The organism is Pseudomonas sp. Pmew2, assembly GCF_058129885.1.
Genome location: NZ_CM176702.1, coordinates 4,481,853 through 4,505,233, shown reverse-complemented (window position 1 = coordinate 4,505,233; position 23,381 = coordinate 4,481,853). Strand labels below are relative to the sequence as shown.

The window sequence follows — 23,381 nt, the reverse complement described above, 5'->3', positions numbered from 1 at the left end:
TCGGAAGCCTCAAATGCCCGACAAACCAGACACCTGGGCCAAGCTCTGGATAGCCCTCTCGAATCCCCTATGGCAGGGCGCGATCATGGCCATCATCGTCTCTCTACTGCGCATCCTCTACGACGCCAAAGAAACCAGCAAACGCCGGATATTCTTCGAAGCGTTGATCTGCGGTGCACTGAGCCTGGTGGCGTCAAGCCTGATCGAGTGGATGGCCTGGCCCCCGAGCCTTTCAGTTGCTGCCGGTGGAACCATCGGCTTCCTCGGCGTTACCGCCATACGCGAACTGGTTACCCGGTTCATTGGCCGCAAGGTGGACATCACATGAAGGCTATCGCCGCTGCAATCATCATCGGCCTTGTTGCCCTGCTGCTCGTTGGTATCCAGCAGTACCGCGTCCTCGCGCTGGAAGGGCAGGTGACGCTGCAGATGAAGACTGCCAAGGATGCCACCGACGCCAACACCGAAAGCCAGAAGACAATCACCACGCTACAGGCTGAGGCCAAGCGCAATGCCAACTACATGGCCGATCTACAGCAGCGCCTCAAGGCCAGCGAAGACAAGGCCCGACAAGCGAGGAAAGACTTTGAAGACCTCAAGCGTAAGAGCCCGGCTGTTCGTAAGTGGGCTGATCAGCCTTTGCCTGACGGCCTGCGCGGCAAGCCCGCGACCAGTGGTGGTAAAGACATCAGCGGTAAGCCTGGAAGCACCGGTAATGGTGCCGTGCGAACGGGTCAGCGATAGCGACGAAGACCTGGCACTGAACGGTGACCTCTGGGCCTTGAAGGACCGAGCAGTCAACCTGCTGGATACGTGCGCCGATCAGGTCGACGCACAGATCAAACGCAGCCAGAACAAGTAATCAGCGAGGCAGGAGATGGATCGTAACCAGATCAGCTTGGCGCAACAGATGTTCTACGAACGCGACAAGATCCAGGCGCTGCTCGATGCCGTCGTGTCAGGTAAAGAACTGGCCGTCTCGATACGCGGCACTTGGCAGGATGCGGAGCTAGTGGCGCAAGTGCAGCGTCCTTTGCGCGACTACTACCGGCAGAAGGTCAACTCCATAAACGCGCAGCTCAAGCAGCTTGGCTGGAGCGGGAAGTAGGCGCGCCACAAATTCAAACACTGCCATTTCGTGGCGCGAACCACAGAGGAAAGATCATGGAGAACCAGCACAAGAAAATCACCGGCTACCGCGACCTGAGCCAGTCCGAGATCGATGGCATGAACTCGATCAAGGCCTTGGAGGCCGATACCGGTGAGCTGTTCAAGCAGATCGGCAAGATTGAAGGCGTTGATCCTCGATTGCTAGCTTTGGCCAAGACCAACCTGCAACAGGGCTTCATGTGGTTCGTGCGATCCATCGCCAAGCCTGCCGACCCGTTCAGTTGAAGAAGTCTTGGCTCGTCCATGCACCTGGCTACCCACCTTTCCCAATGATCCCGATGGGTTCAGCACTCACTCATGCCGAGGCACTGGCATGCGCCCGGGTGATCTGGCCGACCGCAACCGTAGAGTGAGTAGATATGAAGAGTTCCGCCCAAAGCAATCTCAGCTACCTGCTGTCGTCCCGCCCACTGGTCGTGAAGCGCAGCGGCCAGCATGTGTGCCTGCATGACGCTTTCAGTGGCGAAGTGCTGGGTGGGCAGAGCAGCGTCAAGCTCATCCAGAATCCTGGCGAAGCAACCCGCTTGGTCGTTCAGTTCGTCTGCGATGGCACGCATGTGCGCATGGATGGTGAGTGATGGCATGTAGTGGATGCGCCGCACGGCGTGATTGGATCAAGAAGTGGAGCAAGGTGGCATATGAACGAGCACAGCAACTCCTTGCTAAGCCAGATCCTGGCCGAGCAGATGAAGCAGACCCAGCTGCTACAGCGGATGGCAGAGCAACAGGCGCTGCTGATCGACGCACTGAGTGAAGAAGAGCCCGAAGATCCTGACGCTCAACCACTCACCTACCTGGACGGCACACCATGCCGTTAAGGCCGCAGAAGCCATGCAATGCCCAGGGCTGCAACGCATTGACCCGCAACCCTCGGTACTGTGACGCCCACAAGGATGTAGGCAAGCAGTTCGAAGTGAAGCAGCGGGAGAAGCAACGCGAGACCAGCAGCCAGCGCGGCTACAGCTACAAGTGGCAACAGGCGCGCAAGGGCTTCTTGGCTAAGCATCCGCTCTGCGTAGAGTGCGAGCGCGCTGGACGTGTCACAGCGTCGACAGACGTTGATCACATCGTTCCTCACAAGGGTGACATGGACCTGTTCTGGGATCGATCCAACTGGCAGGCCATGTGTCATCCATGCCACAGCACGAAGACGGCGGCAGAGGACGGCGGGTGGGGCAACACCCAGGCTGCCCGGCCTCGATGACAGAAACGAGAACGATTCTCTCCATTTTTCACGAAAATGCACCGATACGGTGCGAGCCCTGTTCTGGTGCGGTGGGGGTGGGTCAAAAGTCTGGGGCCTTTCGCTTCTAGACCGCGCCCTCAGTCGTTTTTTTACACCCGCGAAATTAAAAATTCTGGAGTTGCGCGATGGGAGGTACCGCCACGGTCGCCGGCCGTGGTCGCAAACCCAAGCCGACCGCCAAGAAAGCACTAGCCGGAAATCCCGGCAAACGCGCGCTGAATAAGGCCGAGCCGGCTTTTTCGAAGATCACAAATGTTGATCCGCCTGAATGGCTAAGTGACCGCGCTTCGCAGATGTGGAAGATGATTGTTCCCGAGCTTCTGCGTGAAAACGTGGTCGCGATAACTGATTTACACAACGTCGAAGCGTTCTGCGTTGCATACGACAACTGGCGAATGGCGCAGGAGTCAGTCCAGGCTCACGGGATCGTGGTTACTGGTGCCACCGGCGGACCGATGAAAAACCCGGCACTGACCGCCGCGAACGAAACGATGCGGCAAATGGTGACGTTCGGGGCGATGCTCGGCCTTGACCCGGCCAACCGCACACGTCTGATCGGAGGAAACAAGGAAAAAGAGACCAACGAATTCGCCGACCTATTGAGATCCTGAATGGCCAAGTCTGCCCACCCCAACGTTGATAAAGCGATGGTGTGGGGTAGGTCTCTGCTACGTGGGAAGGTGCCAGCTTGTCGCTACATCCATCAGGCAGTGCAGCGCCATTTCGATGACATGGCTGCCAGCCGCAAGCGCGGGTTCAGATTCAAGTTCGATCCGGCGAAGGCTGAGAAAAAGCTCAAGCTGATCCAGCTGCTGCCACATACCAAGGGCGAGTGGGCTTTCAAGCGTCAACGTATCACGCTCGAGGGGTGGCAGCTCTTCGGCCTGGCCGTCACGTTTGGCTGGGTCAAGAAGAAGGGCGGTCACCGCAGGTTCCGTGAAAGCTACTGGGAAGTGCCGCGCAAGAATGGCAAGTCGGTCGTAGCCGGTGGCGTAGGCATCGGCATGTTCGTGGCTGATGATGAGTACGGCGCGGAAGTCTACTCCGGAGCGACTACCGAGAAACAGGCGTGGGAAGTGTTCAGGCCCGCGAAGCTTATGGTGACGAAGTCGCCCAATCTGATTAAGGCGGCGGGTATCGAGGTCAATGCCTCGAACATGAACATCCCGTCCGACTTCAGCAGGTTCGAACCGCTTATCGGCAATCCTGGCGACGGTGCGTCACCCAGCTGCGCCATTGTCGATGAATACCACGAACACCCAACCTCCGCTCAGTACGACACGATGCTCACCGGCATGGGGGCAAGGCGTCAGCCGCTGATGTTCATCATCACCACGGCCGGCGCTGACATCGAGGGGCCTTGTTACGACAAGCGCCGCCAAGTGATCGAAATGCTTGCCGGCACGGTACCCGACGACGAGCTGTTCGGCTGGATCTGGACGCTTGATGAGGGCGACGACTGGACCGATCCCAAGATGTTGGCCAAGGCCAACCCCAACCACGGCGTGTCAGTGTTCCAGGAATACCTGGAAAGCCAGCAGGCGCGGGCGATCCGCTCGGCTCGGTTCACCAACACCTTCAAAACGAAGCACCTCAACCTATGGGTGAGCGCCAAGTCTGGCTTCTTCAACATGCAGGACTGGAAGTCCTGCGAGGACACCTCCCTTACGCTCGATCAATTCGAGGGGCAAGAGTGGATCGCCGGTTTCGACCTTGCGCGAAAGCTGGACATGAACTCGAGGGCGCGCCTGTTCTGGAAGGTGATCGACGGAAAGACTCACTACTACAGCGTGGCCCCCAAGTTTTGGGTGCCATACGACACCGCTTATGACAGCGACAACAAGCGCATGTCCGAGCGCTTCCAGGCCTGGCTGAACTCGAAACACCTTGAGGTCACCGATGGAGCCGAGATCGATTACCGCGAAATCCTCGAAGACACCAAAGAGGCAAACAAACACGCACCGCTGCGCGAGTCGCCGATTGACCCACACGGTGCTACTGGGTTGAGCCATGACCTCGACGACGAGGGTTTCAACCCGGTCACCATCACCCAGAACTACACCAACATGTCCGACGCCATGAAAGAGCTGGAAGCGGCTATCACCGCTGGAAGGTTCCACCATGACGGCAATCCGATCATGACCTGGTGTATCGGCAACGTGATCGGCAAAAACATGCCCGGTAACGACGACGTAGTACGGCCCATCAAACAGGGCGATGACAACAAGATCGATGGCGCTGTTGCACTGATCATGTCGGTCGGGCGGGCGATGCTGCAAGTCGTTGCCGGCGATGGCGGCGTGGACCGATTCATGGATTCAATCCGGGACCCAATATTCGAATGAATACATCATCAATCATTTACCTGCTGACTGCAGTGCTGGGCTTTGCCCTTGCAGTGGCAGGCGTTTACGTACTGCTTGGCGTGGGTTGGGCGCTTCTTGCCGCCGCTTCGTCATGCTTCGTCGCGGCAGCATTCATCCGAAGAGGGCTGACCAGTGGCTAAGTCCCTCCTGTCCGTACTGAGCAGCGCGGTGTCTGCGCCGCAGACGTCGATCATTGACTGGGTCGGTCGGTCGTTATCCGGTGGCGCCGACGGGATCTGGGCCCAAACGGTCGGCAGCACGTCCACTACCGGCAAGACCATCACCGTCAACAAGGCGATGCGCTTGGCGGCCTGCTGGTCCTGCGTCCGGCTGATCTCGGAGACGATCGCCACGCTGCCCTTGGGCCTTTACATGCGCCAGGCCGACGGCGGCCGCAAGGTGGACAGCGACAACGATTTGCACTGGATCATCAACACCAACCCCAACAGCCGAATGACCGCCGTGCAGTTCTGGGAGGCGGTGGTCGCCTCGATGCTGCTGCGAGGCAATGCCTTCGTCGAGATCGTCCGCATCGGCGGCCGGATTGTGGCACTGGAGTTCCTGCTGCCCAACCGCATGGACCTGGACGTCGCCGACAATGGCGAAATCCTCTACCGGTACCGCGAGAAGAACGGTCAGCTGCGCGACATCGCGGGCAGCGACATGATGCACATCCCGGCGTTCTCGCTGGACGGTCAGATCGGCCTGTCGCCTATCGCCTACGGCGCCGATGTCTTCGGTGCGGCGATGTCGGCAGAAGACGTGGCCGGCTCCACCTTCAAGAACGGCATGCACCAGACGGTCGCCTTCGAGGTGAACAAGACCCTCTCGCCGAAGCAGCGTGATGATTTCCGGGACTACGTCCAGCGCATCAGCGGCGCCATGAACGCCGGCAAGTCGCCGGTGCTGGAGGAGGGCGTCAGCGCCAAGGTCATCGGCATCAACCCGGTCGACGCCCAGCTGCTGGAGTCTCGCGAGTACAGCGCCGAGGAGATCTGCCGCTTCTACATGGTCGATCCGACCATGGTGGGCTACAGCGACAAGGCGTCGAACTGGGGCACGGGCCTGGAGCAGAAGCTGCTGCGCTTCCTGACTTTCACACTGCGCAGCTACATGCGCCGGATCGAGGAGGGCATCAACCGTAACCTGCTCACGCCAGCCCAGCGCCGCCAGATCTACTCGGAGTTCTCTATCGAAGGCCTGCTGCGTGCTGACAGCGCCGCCCGCGCGACGCTGTATTCGGGGATGGTGCAAAACGGCATCTACACCCGCGACGAATGCCGCATGAAAGAGAACCTGCCCAAAATGGGCGGAAATGCCGGTGTGCTAACTGTGCAAACCAACCTTTCGCCGATCGACAAACTGGGTCAGGGCGATGACGGGCAAGCCGCAAGGGCAGCTCTACAGAACTGGCTGGATCAGCCGGCAAACTCGAAGGAATAAATCATGCAACCAAAATCCAAGGCTGGCAGTTTTAACTGCGAGCTGAGCCCGCGCGCGCTCGACAGATGGAATCCGGCCATCAAAGCGGCCGTGGAGTCCACCAGCGATACCATCACCATCTACGGCGTTATTGGCCAGGACTGGTACGGGGAAGGCGTTACCGTCTCGCGTATTGACGCGGCCCTTCGCTCAATCGGCGACAAGCCAGCCACCGTGTACATCAATTCGCCAGGTGGCGACATGTTCGAGGGCCTGGCCATCTACAACCGGCTCCGCGAGCACAGCCAGCCGATCACAACCAAGGTCCTGGGCTTGGCTGCCTCGGCTGCGTCGGTGATTTACATGGCCGGCGCAAAGCGCGAAGTGGCCAGCAGTGGGTTTCTCATGATCCACAACTGCTGGACGCTGGCAGTCGGCAACCGCCATGACTTGCGCGATGTAGCGAACACGATGGAAGAGTTCGACGCAGCGATGGCCGACCTTTACGCGGAAGGCAGCGGCCAGGCAGTTGCTGACATTGCCGAGATGATGGATGACGAGACGTTCATACGCGGGCGACGAGCAGTTGAGCTCGGGTTTGCAACGGCCGTTCTCTCTTCTGACGAAATCACCGAGCGTGAAGACGAGCAGGCCCAGCAGAGTAATGCCCTTAAAGCCATGGACATCGCTCTGGCAAAGGCCGGAATGGCCCGCAGCGAACGCCGCGAACTCTTCGCCAATTTCAAGTCCAGCACGCCTCGCGCTGCTGGCGGGGGTACGCAATACGCTGCCTCGTCCGATAAGCCCCGCGCTGTCGAGCTGGACCTGTCACCCCTGCCGAAACTCAACTTTTCCTTTCCCGTATGAGGCTTCACACAATGATGAAATTTCGTCTGTCCCCGGCATTCTTGATGGCTGTGTTGTCCATCGCTGCCTTGATCCCGCTGACCTTCGGTGCCACGGCCGAAGCAGTTATGGGTTCGCTTTTGCTGGTGGGTATTTCCACAGCGCTCGTAAAACGTGGAACCTCTCAGTATCGCGGCTGGAATGCTCAGATGGGTAAAATCGGTGAGGATGACATCGAAACCCAGTACAAGCAGACCCAAGCCAACCTCAAGGACATCGGTGATCAGCTCAAGGCACATGCCGAGCAGGCGCAGAAGAATGTCGATCGCCATGAGGGCCTGAGCAAAGAAACGTCGGCCAAGGTTGACGAGTTGCTGATGAAGCAGGGCGAACTGCAGGCTCGCGTGCTGGAAGCCGAGCAAAAGCTTGTCAATGCCAATCGCGACACACAGCGTAACGAGTCCCCGAAGTCCGCTGGCGAGTTGGTTGTTACCAGTGAACACATGGAAGGCGTCAATTCGTCTTTCCGTGGCTCCCGTCGTGTTTCCGTGCCTCGCGCCGCTATCACCACCACATCCGCCGGTGGCTTGGCGGCCACGGAGCGCCTGGACACTGTCGCGCTGCCGGGCATGCGTCGAGCCACCATTCGCGATCTGGTTGCCCCCGGCCAGACCGAAGCTGGCTCGCTTGAGTACGTCCGCGAGACAGGCTTTACAAACAATGCCGCGACCGTAGCGGAGGGCTCTGCAAAGCCGTATTCCGAAATCACGACTGCCTTGGTAACGGCGTCGGTTCGTACTATCGCCCACCTGTTCAAAGCGTCGCGTCAGATTCTGGATGACGCGAAGGCTTTGCAGAGCTACATCGATGCGCGCGCTCGCTATGGCTTGCTGCTGACTGAAGAGGCGCAGTTGCTGTACGGCAGCGGTGCGGGTGCAAATCTGCAAGGGCTTGTTCCGGTTGCAAACGAATACGCGTCTCCAGCTGGCTGGACCGTAACCGGCGAGCAGCGCATCGACCGCCTTCGCCTGGCCCTTCTGCAAGCCGAGCTGGCAGAGTTCCCTTCGGATGGCATCGTGCTCAACCCGACTGACTGGGCTCTGATCGAGTTGATCAAAGACAGCCAGGGTCGCTATCTGATCGGTCAACCGCAGGAAGGCACTGCGGCTCGTCTGTGGAATCGCCCGGTAGTAGCAACCCAAGCGATGAAGCAAAACGACTTCCTGGTGGGGGCCTTCAAACTCGGCGCGCAGATCTTCGACCGGATGGAAGTTGAAGTATTGATTTCCACCGAGAACGACAAGGACTTCGAGAACAACATGGTCACGCTTCGCGCTGAAGAGCGCTTGGCGTTTGCCATCTACCGTACCGAAGCCTTCGTCACTGGCAAGCTCACGGCTGCGGCCGCTGCGGCTTAAGCTGCACCAACCCCTAAAGTGGCCGGCACCCCCGGCCCACCGAGGTGAGACATGTCAGATGTATTGATCAAGCCGCTGCGGGCTTACGAGGACCGCGGCACCATCGGTGACACCGACAACGAGCCTTATGCCGCGCCTGTATGGCTGGCCAAGGAGCTGGAGCAACTCAAGCTTTGCAAGATCGTAGGCGAGGCTGGCGCAGCGCTGACCAACAATTCCAGTGACCGCTCGGCGCTGACGATTGCCAAGAAGGGGCAGCGCTGGATTATCGTCGACGCTGAGGGCGCTCAGGTCGGTGACTTTATCGGCAAGAAAGAAGAAGCCGAAAGCGAGTTGGCCAAACTTTTGACCTCCACCACACCGGATCCCGCTGGCAATCCTGAACCTGATGTTCCTAGCGAAGGACCGCCGGTTCAGGACGAGAATTCGCCTCCACAAACCGAGCAGAACCAACCGCCTCAGGAGTGATACATGCCCGTCATCAGCATAGAAACGGCCATGCATCACCTGCATGCAGAATCCGAGGATCAGCCGCTCGTGGAGGAATTTCTGGGCGCCGCGGAGGAAGCTGTTATGCAGTTTTTGCAGCGCCGGTTCTATGCCGATCAGGCTGATGTGGATAAGGCGAAGGCTGACACCGTTCAGCGAACTCAAGCCGCTAGAGCTGCATACCGGGCTGCGCTGGAGTTGGCCGACAACCCAGAAAATTCGGATATTCGCTGCCGTCTTCGAGAGCGCGCTCGCCAGTCATTGTCTGAAAGCTTTGAGCAGATAGACATGGACGACTTCGGCATCGTGATCAACAAGGCCATACAGGCAGCATGCCTGCTCAAGCTGGGCAACCTCTTCGCCAACCGCGAGGAAGTGGTGATCGGCACGATTGCCGCGGAGCTGCCGCTGGCCTCCAAGTCGCTGCTTATGCCATACCGCATCGGGATGGGCGTGTAATGCGTGCCGGTCGACTTCGTCATCGCATCACGTTCCAGGCGTTGGGCAGACTGCAGGACCCTAAAACCGGTGAAGAGCTGGAGAGCTGGCAAACGGTTTGGGACAAGGTGCCCGCAGCGGTCGAGCCGCTGAGCGCCAAGGATTTTATTGCTGCGCAGGCCAGCCAGTCGGAGGCGACCGCGCGTATGGTGATTCGCTACCGAGCCGGCGTGCTGCCGACGATGCGGATTCTTTACCGAGGGGACACCTACGACATCAAAGGTCCGCCTTTGCCCGATCCCGATTCGGGGCTGGACTATCTCACCATCTTGGTTGCCAAGGGGGTCAACGATGGCTGACTCAGTGGATTTCCAACTGGAGGGTATTGACTCTCTCGTTGGGAAACTCGAATCGATCACTCAGGACATGAAGCGTAAAGGCGGTCGGTCGGCGCTGCGTAAGGCTGCCCAGCTGGTGGCCAACAAGATGAAAGAAGGCGCGCAGCGGATAGACGACCCTGAAACAGGCCGATCTATCGCGGACAACGTCGCGCTTCGCTGGAACGGGAAATTGTTCAAGTCGAGCGGGGACCTGGGTTTCCGGGTTGGTGTTCTGCAAGGCGCTGTCCTCAAGAAGGGCGGCGACAAATCTGCGAACGCTGCGACGCCTCATTGGCGCCTCATCGAATTCGGTACTTCCAAAATGCGGGCGGATCCATTCGCGCGAAAAGCCTTGGCCGACAACATAGCCGAGGCAACCAATACATTCATCACTGAATACGAGAAGGCCATTGACCGCGCGATTAAACGAGCGGCCAAGGCTTCAGGGGGGGCGTGATGTCATATGCACCCATATTCGCCGTATGCGCTGCTGACGCCGGGGTAACTGCACTACTGGGCGTCAGCCCCACCAGGCTTTATCCGTTCGATGATGCGCCCGAAGGCGTGGCGAAGCCGTATGCAGTCTGGCAGGTCATCACTGGCAGCCCAGAAAACTACCTCGCAGGCCGCCCAGATGTCGATGGGTTCACGTTGCAGGTTGATGTCTATGCCGCCACAGGCGCGCAGGCAAGGGCAGTGACCGACGCGATCAGTCACGCCATTGAACTCAAAGCGTATGTGGTCCGCTGGGGCGGCGAGAGCAAAGACACCGAAACAAAGCTGTACCGGTCGAGCTTCGATATCGACTGGCTTGTGCCCAGATAGCCGAAACCAATTCATCCGGCCTGCCATGAGCGGGCTTTTTTATGTCCGACATTTGGAGAAAGCCATGTCGATTCTTACCCAAGGCACTCAGGTTTTCGCACTGGTGCCTTCCGCTACCAATCCGGCGGTTCTCGAAATCCTTGAGATCGAATGCGCCACCGCATTCAGCCCGGGCGGTAACCCAGCCGATCAGATCGAAGTCACATGCCTGAGCGATAAAGTGCGCCGCTACATGCGCGGCCTTCGTACTCCGGGTCAAGCTTCCCTGACCCTGAACGCTGATCCTCGCAGCTCATCGCACGTTCGTCTTCATCAGATTTCCGAAGACGACACCATCGAGAGCGTGGCATGGGCTGTTGGTTGGGCTGACGGGATGGCTGCTCCGACACTGAACGCTGCCGGTGACGACTTTGAGCTGCCGACCAGTCGGACATGGTTCATCTTCGATGGCTACGTTTCTGACTTCCCGTTCGACTTCGCAGCCAACACGGTGGTGACTACGGCCGCCACCATCCAGCGTTCGGGCGGCTCCGCCTGGGTCCGCAAGACAGCCAGCGCATAAGGGATTTCCATGAAACTCAGCCTTGAAAGCTTGAGGGGCGTCGGCGCATTTACCGGCCGCCCAGTCGAGAAAGAAATCAAATGGCAGCAGGGCGGTGAAGATATCTTCGCCACGGTGTACGTCAGGCCGCTGGGGTTTCAAACGGCGATCAACGATGTGCTTTCCGCAGCCGGCAGGCTTGAGGTTCATGCCGGCCGGATCGCCGCCAGCATCTGCAACGAAGAGGGCAAGCCTGTCTTCACCGTAGATGACATCACCGGTGACGCTGATCCCGAGCGCGGCGCGCTGGACGGCAACCTGACAATGGCACTGATGAAAGCCATTGCCGAGGTCAACAACCTGGGAAAGACGAAGCCCTCTCCGACGACGAAGAGTTCTGGCACGAGCTCGTCCTCGCCGGCATCGGCGGGCGTACGATCGCGGAAGCCAAGGAAAACCTCAGCCTGATCGAGTTCAGGTCTTGGCTGAGGTACCGGGCGCTACGTGGCTCTCTGAACATCGGCATGCGTGTGGAACGCGGATCGGCATTGCTCGCAATGATGTACGCCAACGTGAATTACAAGGACGGTCCGTACAAGATGTTCGACTTCATGCCGCATGAGGCTGAGCAACCCATCAGTCTCGAGCAGGCGATGGAGAGTTGGGCGTGAGCTGGTGACTGGTCGTCGAGGCTGATACAGTCCTCGTCTTTCTGGGGGAATCCGAAGTGGCTCTGATAAAGTGCAGGGAATGCAGTACGTTGATATCTACTCAGGCTCAGGCGTGTCCTACGTGCGGCGCGAAAGCCAAGAAGAAAACCAGTCTGTTTACGTGGTTGATGTTGTTAATTGTCGTTGTCATTGTTTACAAATCTGCTTCACCTTCTACGGCGGTAACGAGCAGCTCCCCTGCTTCGGCGCAAGTGGGGGCGACGCCAGCGCTTCCGGATTTGCCCGAACAAGCTCGTCCACCAGAGGTTAGCAGCAACTGGACCGAGTCTTCATATACCGATGATTTGACTGATGCGCACGTTAAAGTAAATGGACTGAAATCGACTACATCCGTGAACTTTGCTTTTCCGTATAACTATCCTGGTGGCTCTCACCTCACTCTGTATATCCGTAAAGGTGGCGAAACCTTTGATGCTTATTTCAAGGTTGATAAAGGGCAAATGCTTTGTCACTACTCCGACTGCGGTTTTGTAATAAGGGTCAACGGCGGGAAGCCTCAGACATGGACAGGGCTAACCAGCTCTACAGGAAACGCTGATCTGATGTTTATTCGGGATGCCAAAGCGTTTGAAAGGATTGTAAAAAGCGGCGGCTCCCTAAGGGTTGGGATCGACTTCTATCACGCTGGAAAACAGACATTTGATTTTGACCTGTCAGGATATCCAGACAGATAAGCTAACCTCACACTGACCCGCCTAGGCGGGTTTTTTTTCGCCAGGAGAAACATGAATGAGCAAGTCACTGGGCACGCTCACGCTGGATTTGGTGGCCAGGATTGGTTCGTTTACTGGCCCTCTTGATAGGGCAAGCCAGGAGGCAAAGAAACGCAACGCGGAAATCGCCAAGTCTTTTGAAAACCTGGCCAAGGGTGTGGGCGTTGCCATCGCAGCCGTCCCTGCCGCTCTGACAGGGCTGGTCACCTATACGGCAGGCAGCGCCAAGGAAATCTCCAACCTTGCAGCGCTGGCTGGTCTTGGAACAACCGAGTTCCAGAAGTACGCGGCGGGCGCGAAAACCGTTGGCGTTGAGCAGGACAAGCTCGCAGACATCTTCAAGGATACCAACGATAAGCTGGGCGACTTCTTCAATACCGGCGGCGGTGAGCTGAAGGATTTTTTTGAAGTCATTGCGCCAAAGGTCGGCGTGACAGCGGAGAGTTTCAAAAAGCTCAATAGCGCAGAAGCACTTCAGTTGTATGTTTCGACCCTTGAGAAAGCAAATGTCTCTCAGGCTGAAATGACGTTCTACATGGAAGGCATTGCTGATGAAGCGAGCGCATTGGTACCGTTGCTGCGCGCCGGGGGGAAGGAGTTCAAAGCGCTGGGCGAGGCTGCAGAGTCAGCCGGCGCTATTCTCAGCGTCGAAACAATAGCCGTATCGAAACAGTTTTCAAGTGAACTTGTTGGGCTCATGCAGAACTTGCAGGGTGCGAAAAACAAGATCGCCGAAGACTTCATGCCCGTGGTTCAGCAACTGACCAAAGATCTTAATGACACCGTGAAAGCAGGTGGCGGTGTAACAAAGGTTGTGGGGGAAATGAGCGATAAGCTCGTTACCGCAACTGCCTTTATCGTCAGTGCTGGTGATGGAGTTACAAGAGTATTCAAGATCGTTTCGGATACCCTAGTAGGCATGTACGCGACAGCAGTCGGTTATACATCTTCGATGATGGCGGATGTCGCGGCGGGTTTGGCAAAGTTCACCATAGGTGATGTGTCCAAACAGTTCATAGCCGACAGCGCCCGCCTGCGCGATGAGGCTAAAGTGAACTTTGGCGCTGCCGCTGAGGCAGCAGCAGGGATTAAAGCAAGTCTCGAAACTCCACTCGCGGGCGATACGATTCAGAAATACATCACCGATGCGCGTGCTGCGGCGGGCGAGTACCAGCGACTGTTTGGCGGCGTTGGCTTCAGTGATCAGGGCGGAACAGGTAGCGGAGTCGACCCCAAAGCGTTGGAAGCAGCCAAGCAGGCTGCAAAAGACGCTGCGTCGGCGGCGAAGAAACTGAGCGATACTTTCAAAGGCTCCGAGACCGATCTGCAGCGACAGATCGCCCTGATCAATACCAGCGCGGATGCGCAGAAAAACGCCACGGAAGTGGACAAGATCCGCTTCGAAGTTGCATCGGGCAAGCTCGTTGGGATCAACGCTGTCCAGCAGAAGCGCCTCGAGGGCCTGGCATCGGAGCTGGATGCTCTCCAAAAACTCAAGGTGGCGAACGAGGAAGAGGCCAAGGCGGTCAGCTTCCTTGCCACATTGAAGGATGAGAATGCTGCCACTAGCGGCGGCTTCGATATGGAGCTCGCTGGCGCAGGTATGGGCGACAAGACCCGTGACCGCCTGAAGCAGGACATGGCCATTCAGGAGGATTACGCGCGCAAGGCTGCGGACCTCCAGGCGCAGCGCAACTCCGGCGATATCAGCGCCGAGCTGTACGCTAAAGAGACTGGCATGCTCTCCGAGGCGCTGGCCGAACGAATGGTCATCCAGCAGGATTATTACAATCGGATTGATGAGGCCCAGTCCAACTGGATGGCGGGCGTGAGTGATGCTTGGCAGAACTACGTTGATGCGGCCGAAGACTACTCGGCGATCGCGGCCGATTTCGTGTCTGGCAGCCTGAATGATTTGACCGGCGGCCTGGGCAACGTGTTCTCGGACGTGGTCACCGGTGCAGAGGACGCTGGAGACGCTATCGCTGACTTCGCTGGGAACATGTCCAAGTCGGTTGTCAACGCTTTGAGCGACATGGCGGCGCAGTGGCTGATCTATCAGGGCATTCAACTGCTCGTTGGCAAAAGCGGGCAATCGGCGGCGGCCACCGGCTTGATCGCCAACGCGCAGGCAGCGTCTGCGCAGGCAGCGCTGAACGCCTACGCATCGACCGCCGGTATTCCGCTGATCGGTCCAGCTGCTGCGCCGGCCGCCGCACTCGCCGCTGCTGCTGCAACTGCGCCAATGGTCGCCGCCGTATCCGCATCCGCACTCGCCGGTATGGCTCACAACGGTATGGACAACATCCCGAAGGAAGGCACCTGGCTGCTCGATGGCGGTGAGCGCGTGCTCAACCCGAACCAAAACCGCGACCTGACGAAGTACCTGGCTGATAAGGCCGGGAGTGGTACTGGCGGTGCGCCGTCTTTCACCATCAACGCGCCAGTGAATGTCCAGGCTCAGCCAGGCATGACCAACGCGGACGCGGCCAAACAGGGTTCGGCGATATCGTCTGCACTTGAGGCTCAGCTCGGGCAGTTTCTGGACAGAGAGATGCGCCAAGGCGGACGTCTTTGGAGGCGCGCGTAATGGCTGAGACATTCGATTTTGATGTACAGGTCGGAGCGTCCGGGGACGTGAAGCAGCGCACCTGGTCGAACGACTTCGGCGATGGCTACACCCAGGCTGGCGGTGTCGGCATCAACACCAAGTCGCAAGCATGGGACGTGACCGTGACCGGGCGTTACGGTGCTGGCCAGAAACTCCAGCAGGTTCAGGATTTTCTGGACCGGCACGAGGGTTTCAAATCATTCCTCTGGACGCCGCCGGGTAGTGCTCTTGGGCGATACCGGTCCAACGGCTACAAGCTTTCTGCTCTGGGTGGGGGAGCGCATGCGCTTTCCGCTAGCTTCCAGCAGGTTTTTAACCCGTAGAAAAATGACATGTATTTTGATTGCTCAAATATGAGCAACGGTTATAATTGGTTGACACACACGTCAACCCAAAGTAGGCGCTGGCTGTTTTTAGTAGCTTTTACTTGGGGAAAGCAACGAGGGGTTATCACTATGATTGCCACCCATACCGAAGTTAATGCCCGCCGCACCGAGCGCCGTCCTGCAGGGAAGCGGCCGTCATACCTCAGTGCTGAGGTGCTTGACCGAGCAGCCTCTGAGGGCGACGCTCGTCTTATCGCGCGCGCGCGTAAGCAGCGTGGTGAGTGAGAGTAATTGTCAGTAGGCCGCTCACGGCTACGCTAGGTGACTCTAATTCGCTCGAATTAGCATGCGATTTTCAGGCATACAAGCTCGATCCTGCTGGCCAAGCAGGAATTACGTTCGGGCGTGATAAAGATTGCTTATTCCCTGAGATTATCGTCAAGAATGGCGTTCGTCACGTTCATATGGAAGAAGATTCGGTTGTAAGCAATTGGCAGGCAGTTTGGGACCGCAATGGCCCGCAGGCCGATTATACCTCTGACAAGATTCTGATCTACGGGGGCATCCCCGATCCTACATATCCAAAGCACATGATTCCCTTCATGCTTTTAGACATCCTTTCACCCTTGGGTCATTCCTTGCTGAAGGACATCGAAGGTATGAAGGCCGTTGGCGAGATGTTTTTGGAGGAGATCGCTGCTTACTCGGTCCGTCTTCCAACTGACAAGTGGATTTACGCTAAATAGTTTTAAGCCCGGCACCACGAGGGTTTTCTCTGCAATCGCAAGCTTCCCTGTGATTCCGCCGCTGCACTTTGCTCTCAGAAATCAGACCACTATTCAATCCTAAACCCCGCCAAGTGCGGGGTTTTTCGTAGGTAACCACCATGATTTACAGCGCGGACATCCAGAAACTGGAGCCCGGCAACCAGATTCGTCTGTACGAACTGGATGCCACGCGGCTTGGCGCCACTCTCTGGCGCTTCCACGGGCACGAACACGAGGGTGACATTATCTGGCAGGGCCAGCTGTATTCCCCGATCCAGATTGAGGTCACCGGCTTGGATATCCGAGGTGATGGCCGGCCAGGAACCCCGAAGCTCAAGCTGGCGAACGAGCTGTCGGGAATTCCGCGAGCAGTTTCAGCCATTTGCCTTCAGTTCAAAGACCTGGCCGGCGCGGACTTCAAGGTGATCGAAACTTTCAAGCACTTCCTCGATGCCGCGAACTTCGAAGGAGGCAACCCAGATGCAGCAGACCAGTGCCGTATCAGTCTGTGGAAAATCGAACAGAAGACCGAAGAGAACTTTTCGGCGGTCGGCTTTGAGCTTTCCAGCCCCATCGACATGGAAGGCCAGCAGCTGCCTGCCCAGCAGATCACCAAGCTGTGCCGCTGGGCCATGCGCGGTCAGTACCGGCAGGAGGCCTGCGCTTACACCGGTACCGCTTACTTCGACAAGAAGAACGAGCCCACCGACAACCCTGCGCTTGACCGCTGCGGCGGCTGGTGGAGCAGCTGCAAGTTGCGCGGCAATACCCGCCGGTTCGGCGGATCAATGGGCGCGAGCCTGATCGCCAAGGGGTAACCATGCGAATCAATCAAAAGCTTCAGGACGCCATGCGGGCGCACGCCGAGCAGTCACACCCGGCCGAGGCCTGCGGGCTGCTGATCAAGACGGATGCAGGCCGCGAGTATGTGCCGTGCGGCAACGTGGCCACCGACCCGCTGCAGCACTTCCTGATCGACAAACACGACGCGGCGGCGGCGGAGGACCGGGGCGAGGTACTGGCAATCATTCACAGCCACCCGGACCGCGCCGCCACGCCGAGCATGACCGATCTGGTCAGCTGCGAGCTGCACGAACTGCCCTGGGCGATTGTAGGCTGGCCCGGCGGCGATATTCATTGGTTCAAGCCGACCGGGTTCCAGGCTCCGCTGCTTGGCCGGGACTTCTCGCATGGCCTGCTCGATTGCTGGTCGGCCTGCCGCGACTGGTACGCACGCGAGGCCGCGCTGCCGCTGCCGAACTTCGAACGCAAAGAGCTGTGGTGGGAAGATCCTGACAGCCCGAGCCATTACGAAGACAACTATGAAGCATGTGGCTTCGTCCGGGTTGAGCAGCCCCAGCGAGGCGACATGCTAATTTTTCAGATACCAACTGTAGGTCGTCCCTGCCACTTCCCGAATCATGCCGCGATCTACCTCGGGGCCGATGCCAGCCTTCACAGCGAGGCCGCTCCGGCGCTGGGCGGCGTTGGTCCGTTCATCTACCACCACATGCCCGGTCGCCTGGCTGCCCGTGAGGTTTACGGCTGGTCGATGGCCAACCGCGTGAAACTGATCCTGCGCCACAAGGAATACACCCCATGACCATGCGCACCATCAAGCTCTACGGCGTGCTGCGCAAGCACTTCGGGCGCCAGTACCGCATCGACGTGCATAGCGTGCGTGATGCCGTGAACGCGCTGTGCGCGATGAAGCCCGGCTTCGAGAAGTTTCTGCGGACCGGCGAAGAGCGCGGCCTTGTGTTCAGCGTGTTCTGCGGCAAGCGCAACGCGGGGGAGGGTGAGTTCGACATGCAGGGTAGCGACAACAGCGACATCCGCATCGTGCCGCTGATTCAAGGCAGCAAGCAGGCCGGTCTGTTTCAGGTTGTGCTGGGTGTGGCCTTGGTGGTTGCTGGCGCTTTTTCGGGCGGGCTCAGCGCCGGTGTTGGTATGGCGCTTCTCGCTGGCGGTGCGGCCGTCGGCCTGGGTGGTGTCGTGCAGATGCTTTCACCCACCACCACTGCCAGCGTCGGCAGCAACAACGACGATGGAAACAACCCCAGTTATGGTTTCGGGGGCGCGGTGACCACCGTTGCCCAAGGCAACCCTTATCCCGTGCTCTACGGCGAACGAGAGATCGGCGGTGCCGTCGAGTCAGGCGGCATCTACACACAAGATCAGATTTGATCATCAGGTAACACCAGACCCGCTTCGGCGGGTTTTTCTTTTTCTGGGGGCGGCATGGGAACGGCAGCGGCAGCGCGGAGCATTCGCGGAAGCAAGGGCGGCGAGGCAACACAGAAGCAGCCGACGATTGCGCTAAACAGCACGGCTTCGATTGCCACTGCCCGCATTGTCTATCTGTGGAGCTGGGGCCCCATCGTTGGGCCGGTGGACGGCTTGCGCTCGGTTAAGCTCGACGGTACGCCGCTGGTGGCCGAGGACGGCACTGTCAACTTTCCGGGCGTGAAGTGGCAGTTCCGCAATGGCGAGCTGAACCAGCAGCGCCTTGAAGGCATTGCCGAGTCCAGTAACGAAGTCGACGTAAACCAGCAGCTGCTCAGCACCACGCCATACCTGCGCACCGTCAACAACCCGGTGCTGGATGCGCTGCGCATTCGGTTCAGTTGGCCGCAGCTCCAGTCGCAAGACCAGAGCGGCAACGTCAACGGCGTGCGAATTGATTACGCGATTGACCTGGCCACCGATGGCGGGCCTTTTGTTCAGGTGCTGGCGGACTACGTCGACCGCAAGAACGTTACCAAGTACGAACGTAGTCACCGCCTCAACCTGCCAGCGGGCAGCCGTTGGACCCTGCGCGTGCGCCGGATCACACCGGAAGCCAACAGCTCGTTGATTCAGGACAGCATGTTTGTCGAGGCTGTGGCCGAGGTTGTGGACAGCGATCAGGAGTTCCCGCTCACCGCCGTGGGCTGTGTCGAATATGACGCTGAGCAGTTTGGCGGCGATATCGCCAAGATTGCTGTACTGATGCGCGGGCGCATCGTACGCGTGCCAACCAACTACGACCCGGATACGCGGACCTATGCCACGGGCGGCGCAGGCACCAGCAATGGGATCTGGGACGGCACATTCAAAGAGGCGTACACCAACAACCCGGCCTGGGTGTGCTACGACCTGGCCCTGAACCCGTATTACGGCCTCGGGCATCGTATTGACGCCACGATGGTGGACCGCTGGAACCTGTACCGCATCGCGCAGTACTGCGACCAGATGGTGCCAAACGGTATGGGTGGCATGCACCCCCGGATGACTTGCAATATCTACCTGCAAAAGCAGGCAGATGCATACGCAGTGCTGCAGGACCTGTCGGCCATCTTCCACGGCATGAGCACCTGGGATGGCAGTCAGATCACTTTCAACGCCGACATGCCAGGCGACCCGGTCTACACCTACAACCCGTCGCAGATCCTGAACAACGGTGAAATCCAGTATTCGGGCACCCGGGCGCGCGACCGCCACAACCTGGCAATGGTGACTTGGGACAACCCGGACCAGAGTTTTGCGACGGACAAAGAGCCTGTCTTTGATGACGTGGCGATGGCCGAATCTGGATCGGTCAACGAACTGTCGGTGGACGCCTACGGCTGCACTTCACTCGGGCAGGCGCAGCGCGCTGGCCAGTACGCGCTGATCACCGAACAGACGCAGACAAGGCCCGCGACCTTCCGCGTTGGCCTGGACGGCGGCATTCCGAAGACAGGGCAGATCATTGCCGTGGCTGACCCCATGCTGGCCGGTCGTGCGAACGGCGGTCGGATCAGCGCGGTGGCGGGGCGCGTCATCACCGTTGACCGCGACATCGATCTTTCGACCGGTGCCAAGCTGCGGGTGAACCTGCCCAGCGGCAAGACCGAGGCGCGCGTTATCACCTCGCTCACCGGCCGGCGGGTAACTGTGGCGGCCAGCTTCAGCGAAGTGCCAGAAGCCGAATGTGGCTGGATACTTGAATACGAAGACCTGAAAACCATGCAGTTTCTGGTGCGAAACATCACGCGCCCGGAATGGCACCAGTACCAACTCGAGTGCATCCAGCACGAACCGAGCAAGTTTGACGCCATCGACTTCGGCGCTGTGGTGGATATCCGCCCAATCAGCGGCATTCCAGTGGGCGTGCAGGCAGCGCCGGATGCCGTGTTCGTGACCCAACACGTTGTTATCGAGCAGGGTATCGCCGTCACCAACATGACCATCAGTTGGGACGCTGCGCCAGGCGCGGTTGCGTACGACGTGGAATGGCGCTGGGGCTCGCGCGAGTGGGTCAAGGTGCCGCGCACTGGCGAGCAGTCGGTGGATGTACCGGGTATCTACTCCGGTCAATACATGGCCAGGGTGCGCGCTGTCAGCGCCTTGAACGTTTCGTCTTTGCCGGCCACGTCGCTGCTAACGAACTTGCAGGGCAAGACCAGCTTGCCACCTGCCGTCACGTCACTGACTGCCGCGTCGCTGATCTTCGGCATCAAGCTGAAATGGACTTTCCCACCTGGTGCGGAGGACACGCAGCGCACGGAAATCTGGTACGGGCCGACGACAGACCTGGCCAAGGCCACGAAGCTCAGCGACCTGGCCTACCCGCAGTCCGAACACGTCATGCAGGGGCTGCTCGCAGGTGTGACGTTCTTCTTTTGGGCGCGGCTTGTGGATCGGACAGGCAACGTGGGTCCGTGGTATCCGACAGGCGTGGGCGTCATGGGGCAGACCAGCAGTGATGCTGGAGCAATCCTTGAAATGATTGCCGACCAGATTTCGGAGACGGAGCTGGTCAAGCACCTGCTGGACCGGATCGACCTCATCGATGGAGACGGAGCTGGCTCAGTCAATGAGCGCCTGGAAGAGCTGAAGGCCAACATCGGAGAAATCACCGACGCGCTGGTCTACGTGCCCACCGATGCCTACGTGCGGGATAACACCGTGCGCGTGGGTGAAAACCTCTGGACGGCCATTGCGGCGGTGCCAGCGGCCGCCAACGGATCGAACGGTCCGCCGAACCCGACTTACTGGGTGAACTCAGGGCAATCCATCCGGGCTGCCAACGCAGCGGTGGCGCAGATCACGAAGAACACCGCCGATATCGAGACGGTGAACGGAAAGACCAGCGCAACCGCCAGCCAGCTCCAGGCAGTTCAGGCTCAGTACCGTTCCGACAGTGGGGAGGGCGATCTGCTGGACGCGCTCAAGGGCTGGGACAGCACGGCCAGCGCGGCACAAGAGGTGAAGATCAGGGCAGAAGAAGACTTTGCCCAGGCGCAGCGCACTACGACTCTTCAGGCGCGTGTCGGCACCAACGAGGCGCGGATTACAACAGTCGAAACTACGACTGCCACTGACCGCGAGGCGAATTCGCAGCGCTTTACAGCTATTGACTCCCGTGTCGGTAGCAGCGAATCGAAGATCACGACCATTGAGTCCACTGCCAATACGGACAGGCAGGCCACGGCACAGCAGATTTCTACGCTGAACGCTGCAGTTGGCACCAACCAATCTGCCATTCAGACCGAAGCCACTGCGCGCGTGGACGGTGACGCTGCGATAAGCAAGCGCGTGGACACCGTCCAAGCAACAGCCAACAACGCGAGCGCCGCGGTTCAGACAGTTAGCTCGGCTCAGGCGACCACGGACGGCAAGCTGACGGCGATGTATACCGTCAAATTGCAAGTCAACTCCAACGGCCAGTACGTCATGGCCGGGATAGGCGCAGGGATTGAGAATGTTGGCGGGGTTCTGCAAAGCCAGATCCTCATGTCTGCCGACCGGTTCGCACTGGTAAACACGCTGGCGGGCGGAGCTATATCGACACCGTTCGTTGCCCAGAACGGGCAGTTGTTCCTCGGGCCTACCTTCATCATGGACGGCACGATCACCAACGCGAAAATCGGCAGCTTCATCAGCTCCACCGACTACGTAGCCGGGCAGCGTGGATGGATCTTGCGCAAGGACGGGACGCTCGAGATCAACGGATCAGGCGCTGCAGGCGGCAGGCTGGTGGTAACCAACCGATCGGTACGCGTGTACGACGCCAACAACGTCAAGCGCGTGCAGTTGGGGGACCTCAGCGAATGAGCAACGGCATGATGGTATGGGGCGCAGATGGTGCGCTCCAGTTAGATGAAACGTCATTTACGATTCGGGTTGTGTTGTCGACGCTCGTTACCTTCTCCGGCACCACGAAGACCAGCCAGGACTTTGCTGTGCCGGGTGTCGGGCCGGGTAACGGTGTTGCAATCGTCATACCGGCTGGCGCTTACGACAGCAATCAGAGGCAGCACGAAACGGAACTCGTTGACGGTATCGCCAGGGTTTACAACCACACCAGAACTTACGGCTCAAGCACGATTTCAACCGGCACCATGCGGCTGCTTGTCATGAGGTTTTCATAATGGCGGAAGCATACGGCCTAGAGTTTTCCAACAACAGCAATGTGGTAGTTCTCGATTCGCAATACGCGCGCCTAATGGTGATTGCTTCAGGGCGCTATCAGCCCACCGAGGAAAGCGGGCTTGGCTCAACCACCTACTTTCCTCGGCCTGTCACATCACAAGAGCCGCCCCTAGTGTTCGTGCGGCCCGACACTGTGAACGCGGTTGCAGGCCTTTGCATGATGCGTCTTGTGGGATCGGCCGGTAACTGGACGGGGTTCTATGTCCGGGCGTATGACGTGAACACCGCTCAACCCAACGGCCGCTATTTCGTTGCTCAATTTGCCGCTCAGCCGGTGGCTGACTTCGGGATGCGGCTTTGGGATGGCGCGACCAATTTGCTTTTCGATTCCGGGACCCCGAGCGCAAACTTTACTCGGGCGTTTCAAAATTGGACCTATGAACGGTTTGATTACTCATCGCAGAACTTCGTGCGCTGTTATTACTCGGTTCCGTTCAACTTCCCCGAGAATGAATATCTCTTGATTAACTCGTTCGGCATGGGCCTGAACTCCGGCAGCGGGATATCGAGGGGGCTGTATTGCTGGTGGGATTTCCCGAACAGCAAGCTCTACGCGATCACTACAGCACCTGCCAACCCGACCGCGTTCTTTCTCCCGGCAGTCTTCGCAAAGATGAATGTCTGAAATCCATT

Annotated in this window: 32 protein-coding genes; all 32 read left to right on the top strand. The window is 58.7% G+C overall.

The window, feature by feature from the left end:
• Positions 1-13: 13 nt before the first annotated feature.
• The 32 genes from AC4ANK_RS20740 to AC4ANK_RS20585 all read left to right on the top strand — a co-directional run bounded on the left by AC4ANK_RS20740 (position 14) and on the right by AC4ANK_RS20585 (position 23,373).
• Positions 14-328 carry a phage holin, lambda family gene (locus AC4ANK_RS20740; protein ID WP_024668585.1) on the top strand — a complete coding sequence of 105 codons (315 nt, stop codon included), beginning with the start codon at positions 14-16 and terminating at the stop codon, positions 326-328.
• Positions 325-744 carry a hypothetical protein gene (locus tag AC4ANK_RS20735; protein ID WP_460384629.1) on the top strand — a complete coding sequence of 140 codons (420 nt, stop codon included), beginning with the start codon at positions 325-327 and terminating at the stop codon, positions 742-744. The genes AC4ANK_RS20740 and AC4ANK_RS20735 overlap by 4 nt, the downstream gene beginning before the upstream one ends.
• Positions 674-862 carry a hypothetical protein gene (locus AC4ANK_RS20730; protein WP_235684458.1) on the top strand — a complete coding sequence of 63 codons (189 nt, stop codon included), beginning with the start codon at positions 674-676 and terminating at the stop codon, positions 860-862. The genes AC4ANK_RS20735 and AC4ANK_RS20730 overlap by 71 nt, the downstream gene beginning before the upstream one ends.
• A gap of 15 nt (positions 863-877) precedes the next feature.
• Positions 878-1,108: a hypothetical protein gene (locus AC4ANK_RS20725; RefSeq protein ID WP_460384631.1), complete on the top strand. Its 231-nt coding sequence runs from the start codon at positions 878-880 to the stop codon at positions 1,106-1,108.
• Between the two features lie 56 nt (positions 1,109-1,164).
• On the top strand, positions 1,165-1,395 hold the full coding sequence (locus AC4ANK_RS20720) for an Acb2/Tad1 domain-containing protein (protein WP_460384633.1): 231 nt from the start codon (positions 1,165-1,167) through the stop codon (positions 1,393-1,395).
• A 134-nt stretch (positions 1,396-1,529) separates the two neighbouring features.
• On the top strand, positions 1,530-1,748 hold the full coding sequence (locus AC4ANK_RS20715; protein WP_460384635.1) for a hypothetical protein: 219 nt from the start codon (positions 1,530-1,532) through the stop codon (positions 1,746-1,748).
• Between the two features lie 60 nt (positions 1,749-1,808).
• Entirely contained in the window at positions 1,809-1,988 is a 180-nt protein-coding gene (locus AC4ANK_RS20710) for a hypothetical protein (RefSeq protein ID WP_460384637.1), read from the top strand.
• Positions 1,979-2,374: an HNH endonuclease gene (locus tag AC4ANK_RS20705; RefSeq protein WP_460384639.1), complete on the top strand. Its 396-nt coding sequence runs from the start codon at positions 1,979-1,981 to the stop codon at positions 2,372-2,374. Before AC4ANK_RS20710 ends, AC4ANK_RS20705 begins: the two co-directional genes overlap by 10 nt.
• Positions 2,375-2,541: 167 nt before the next feature.
• Positions 2,542-3,027, top strand: a complete 486-nt coding sequence (locus AC4ANK_RS20700) for a phage terminase small subunit P27 family (RefSeq protein ID WP_058418439.1) — start codon at positions 2,542-2,544, stop codon at positions 3,025-3,027.
• Positions 3,028-4,761 carry a terminase large subunit gene (locus tag AC4ANK_RS20695; protein ID WP_198701141.1) on the top strand — a complete coding sequence of 578 codons (1,734 nt, stop codon included), beginning with the start codon at positions 3,028-3,030 and terminating at the stop codon, positions 4,759-4,761.
• Positions 4,758-4,922 (top strand): hypothetical protein, encoded by a 165-nt coding sequence (locus AC4ANK_RS20690; RefSeq protein ID WP_002553089.1) that lies wholly within the window; start codon positions 4,758-4,760, stop codon positions 4,920-4,922. Before AC4ANK_RS20695 ends, AC4ANK_RS20690 begins: the two co-directional genes overlap by 4 nt.
• Complete coding sequence (locus tag AC4ANK_RS20685; RefSeq protein WP_460384642.1) at positions 4,915-6,225, top strand: phage portal protein; 1,311 nt, start codon at positions 4,915-4,917, stop codon at positions 6,223-6,225. Before AC4ANK_RS20690 ends, AC4ANK_RS20685 begins: the two co-directional genes overlap by 8 nt.
• A 3-nt stretch (positions 6,226-6,228) precedes the next feature.
• On the top strand, positions 6,229-7,071 hold the full coding sequence (locus AC4ANK_RS20680) for a head maturation protease, ClpP-related (protein ID WP_054986379.1): 843 nt from the start codon (positions 6,229-6,231) through the stop codon (positions 7,069-7,071).
• A gap of 11 nt (positions 7,072-7,082) precedes the next feature.
• Positions 7,083-8,468: a phage major capsid protein gene (locus tag AC4ANK_RS20675; RefSeq protein ID WP_080376660.1), complete on the top strand. Its 1,386-nt coding sequence runs from the start codon at positions 7,083-7,085 to the stop codon at positions 8,466-8,468.
• Between the two features lie 51 nt (positions 8,469-8,519).
• Entirely contained in the window at positions 8,520-8,936 is a 417-nt protein-coding gene (locus AC4ANK_RS20670; RefSeq protein WP_460384644.1) for a hypothetical protein, read from the top strand.
• A 3-nt stretch (positions 8,937-8,939) separates the two neighbouring features.
• Positions 8,940-9,416 (top strand): head-tail connector protein, encoded by a 477-nt coding sequence (locus AC4ANK_RS20665; RefSeq protein WP_002553095.1) that lies wholly within the window; start codon positions 8,940-8,942, stop codon positions 9,414-9,416.
• The gene (locus AC4ANK_RS20660; protein WP_460384647.1) at positions 9,416-9,754 is read left to right on the top strand and encodes a phage head closure protein; all 339 of its coding nucleotides are present in this window, start codon (positions 9,416-9,418) and stop codon (positions 9,752-9,754) included. The genes AC4ANK_RS20665 and AC4ANK_RS20660 overlap by 1 nt, the downstream gene beginning before the upstream one ends.
• Entirely contained in the window at positions 9,747-10,232 is a 486-nt protein-coding gene (locus AC4ANK_RS20655) for an HK97-gp10 family putative phage morphogenesis protein (RefSeq protein ID WP_003370677.1), read from the top strand. Before AC4ANK_RS20660 ends, AC4ANK_RS20655 begins: the two co-directional genes overlap by 8 nt.
• Positions 10,232-10,600 (top strand): DUF3168 domain-containing protein, encoded by a 369-nt coding sequence (locus AC4ANK_RS20650; protein WP_082301325.1) that lies wholly within the window; start codon positions 10,232-10,234, stop codon positions 10,598-10,600. The genes AC4ANK_RS20655 and AC4ANK_RS20650 overlap by 1 nt, the downstream gene beginning before the upstream one ends.
• A 64-nt stretch (positions 10,601-10,664) precedes the next feature.
• Positions 10,665-11,162, top strand: a complete 498-nt coding sequence (locus tag AC4ANK_RS20645; RefSeq protein ID WP_460384649.1) for a phage tail tube protein — start codon at positions 10,665-10,667, stop codon at positions 11,160-11,162.
• Between the two features lie 9 nt (positions 11,163-11,171).
• A complete protein-coding gene (locus AC4ANK_RS20640; RefSeq protein ID WP_002553098.1) occupies positions 11,172-11,609 on the top strand; it encodes a phage tail assembly chaperone family protein, TAC in 438 nt (145 codons plus the stop codon).
• The gene (locus AC4ANK_RS20635; protein WP_460414693.1) at positions 11,564-11,812 is read left to right on the top strand and encodes a phage tail assembly protein T; all 249 of its coding nucleotides are present in this window, start codon (positions 11,564-11,566) and stop codon (positions 11,810-11,812) included. The genes AC4ANK_RS20640 and AC4ANK_RS20635 overlap by 46 nt, the downstream gene beginning before the upstream one ends.
• 56 nt (positions 11,813-11,868) lie before the next feature.
• On the top strand, positions 11,869-12,546 hold the full coding sequence (locus AC4ANK_RS20630) for a hypothetical protein (RefSeq protein WP_206361132.1): 678 nt from the start codon (positions 11,869-11,871) through the stop codon (positions 12,544-12,546).
• A 55-nt stretch (positions 12,547-12,601) separates the two neighbouring features.
• Positions 12,602-15,175 carry a phage tail tape measure protein gene (locus AC4ANK_RS20625; RefSeq protein WP_460384651.1) on the top strand — a complete coding sequence of 858 codons (2,574 nt, stop codon included), beginning with the start codon at positions 12,602-12,604 and terminating at the stop codon, positions 15,173-15,175.
• The gene (locus AC4ANK_RS20620) at positions 15,175-15,519 is read left to right on the top strand and encodes a phage tail protein (protein WP_082301323.1); all 345 of its coding nucleotides are present in this window, start codon (positions 15,175-15,177) and stop codon (positions 15,517-15,519) included. The genes AC4ANK_RS20625 and AC4ANK_RS20620 overlap by 1 nt, the downstream gene beginning before the upstream one ends.
• 284 nt (positions 15,520-15,803) lie before the next feature.
• Complete coding sequence (locus AC4ANK_RS20615) at positions 15,804-16,268, top strand: type II toxin-antitoxin system YafO family toxin (RefSeq protein ID WP_082301322.1); 465 nt, start codon at positions 15,804-15,806, stop codon at positions 16,266-16,268.
• 140 nt (positions 16,269-16,408) lie between these two features.
• Complete coding sequence (locus AC4ANK_RS20610) at positions 16,409-17,107, top strand: phage minor tail protein L (RefSeq protein ID WP_460384653.1); 699 nt, start codon at positions 16,409-16,411, stop codon at positions 17,105-17,107.
• A gap of 2 nt (positions 17,108-17,109) precedes the next feature.
• Positions 17,110-17,892, top strand: a complete 783-nt coding sequence (locus AC4ANK_RS20605) for a C40 family peptidase (protein ID WP_002553103.1) — start codon at positions 17,110-17,112, stop codon at positions 17,890-17,892.
• Positions 17,889-18,476: a tail assembly protein gene (locus AC4ANK_RS20600; RefSeq protein ID WP_460384655.1), complete on the top strand. Its 588-nt coding sequence runs from the start codon at positions 17,889-17,891 to the stop codon at positions 18,474-18,476. Before AC4ANK_RS20605 ends, AC4ANK_RS20600 begins: the two co-directional genes overlap by 4 nt.
• Before the next feature lie 54 nt (positions 18,477-18,530).
• Entirely contained in the window at positions 18,531-22,370 is a 3,840-nt protein-coding gene (locus AC4ANK_RS20595) for a TipJ family phage tail tip protein (RefSeq protein ID WP_460384657.1), read from the top strand.
• 8 nt (positions 22,371-22,378) lie between these two features.
• Positions 22,379-22,687, top strand: a complete 309-nt coding sequence (locus AC4ANK_RS20590; RefSeq protein ID WP_044308957.1) for a hypothetical protein — start codon at positions 22,379-22,381, stop codon at positions 22,685-22,687.
• Complete coding sequence (locus tag AC4ANK_RS20585; protein WP_024668671.1) at positions 22,687-23,373, top strand: hypothetical protein; 687 nt, start codon at positions 22,687-22,689, stop codon at positions 23,371-23,373. The genes AC4ANK_RS20590 and AC4ANK_RS20585 overlap by 1 nt, the downstream gene beginning before the upstream one ends.
• The last annotated feature ends 8 nt before the right edge of the window (positions 23,374-23,381 follow it).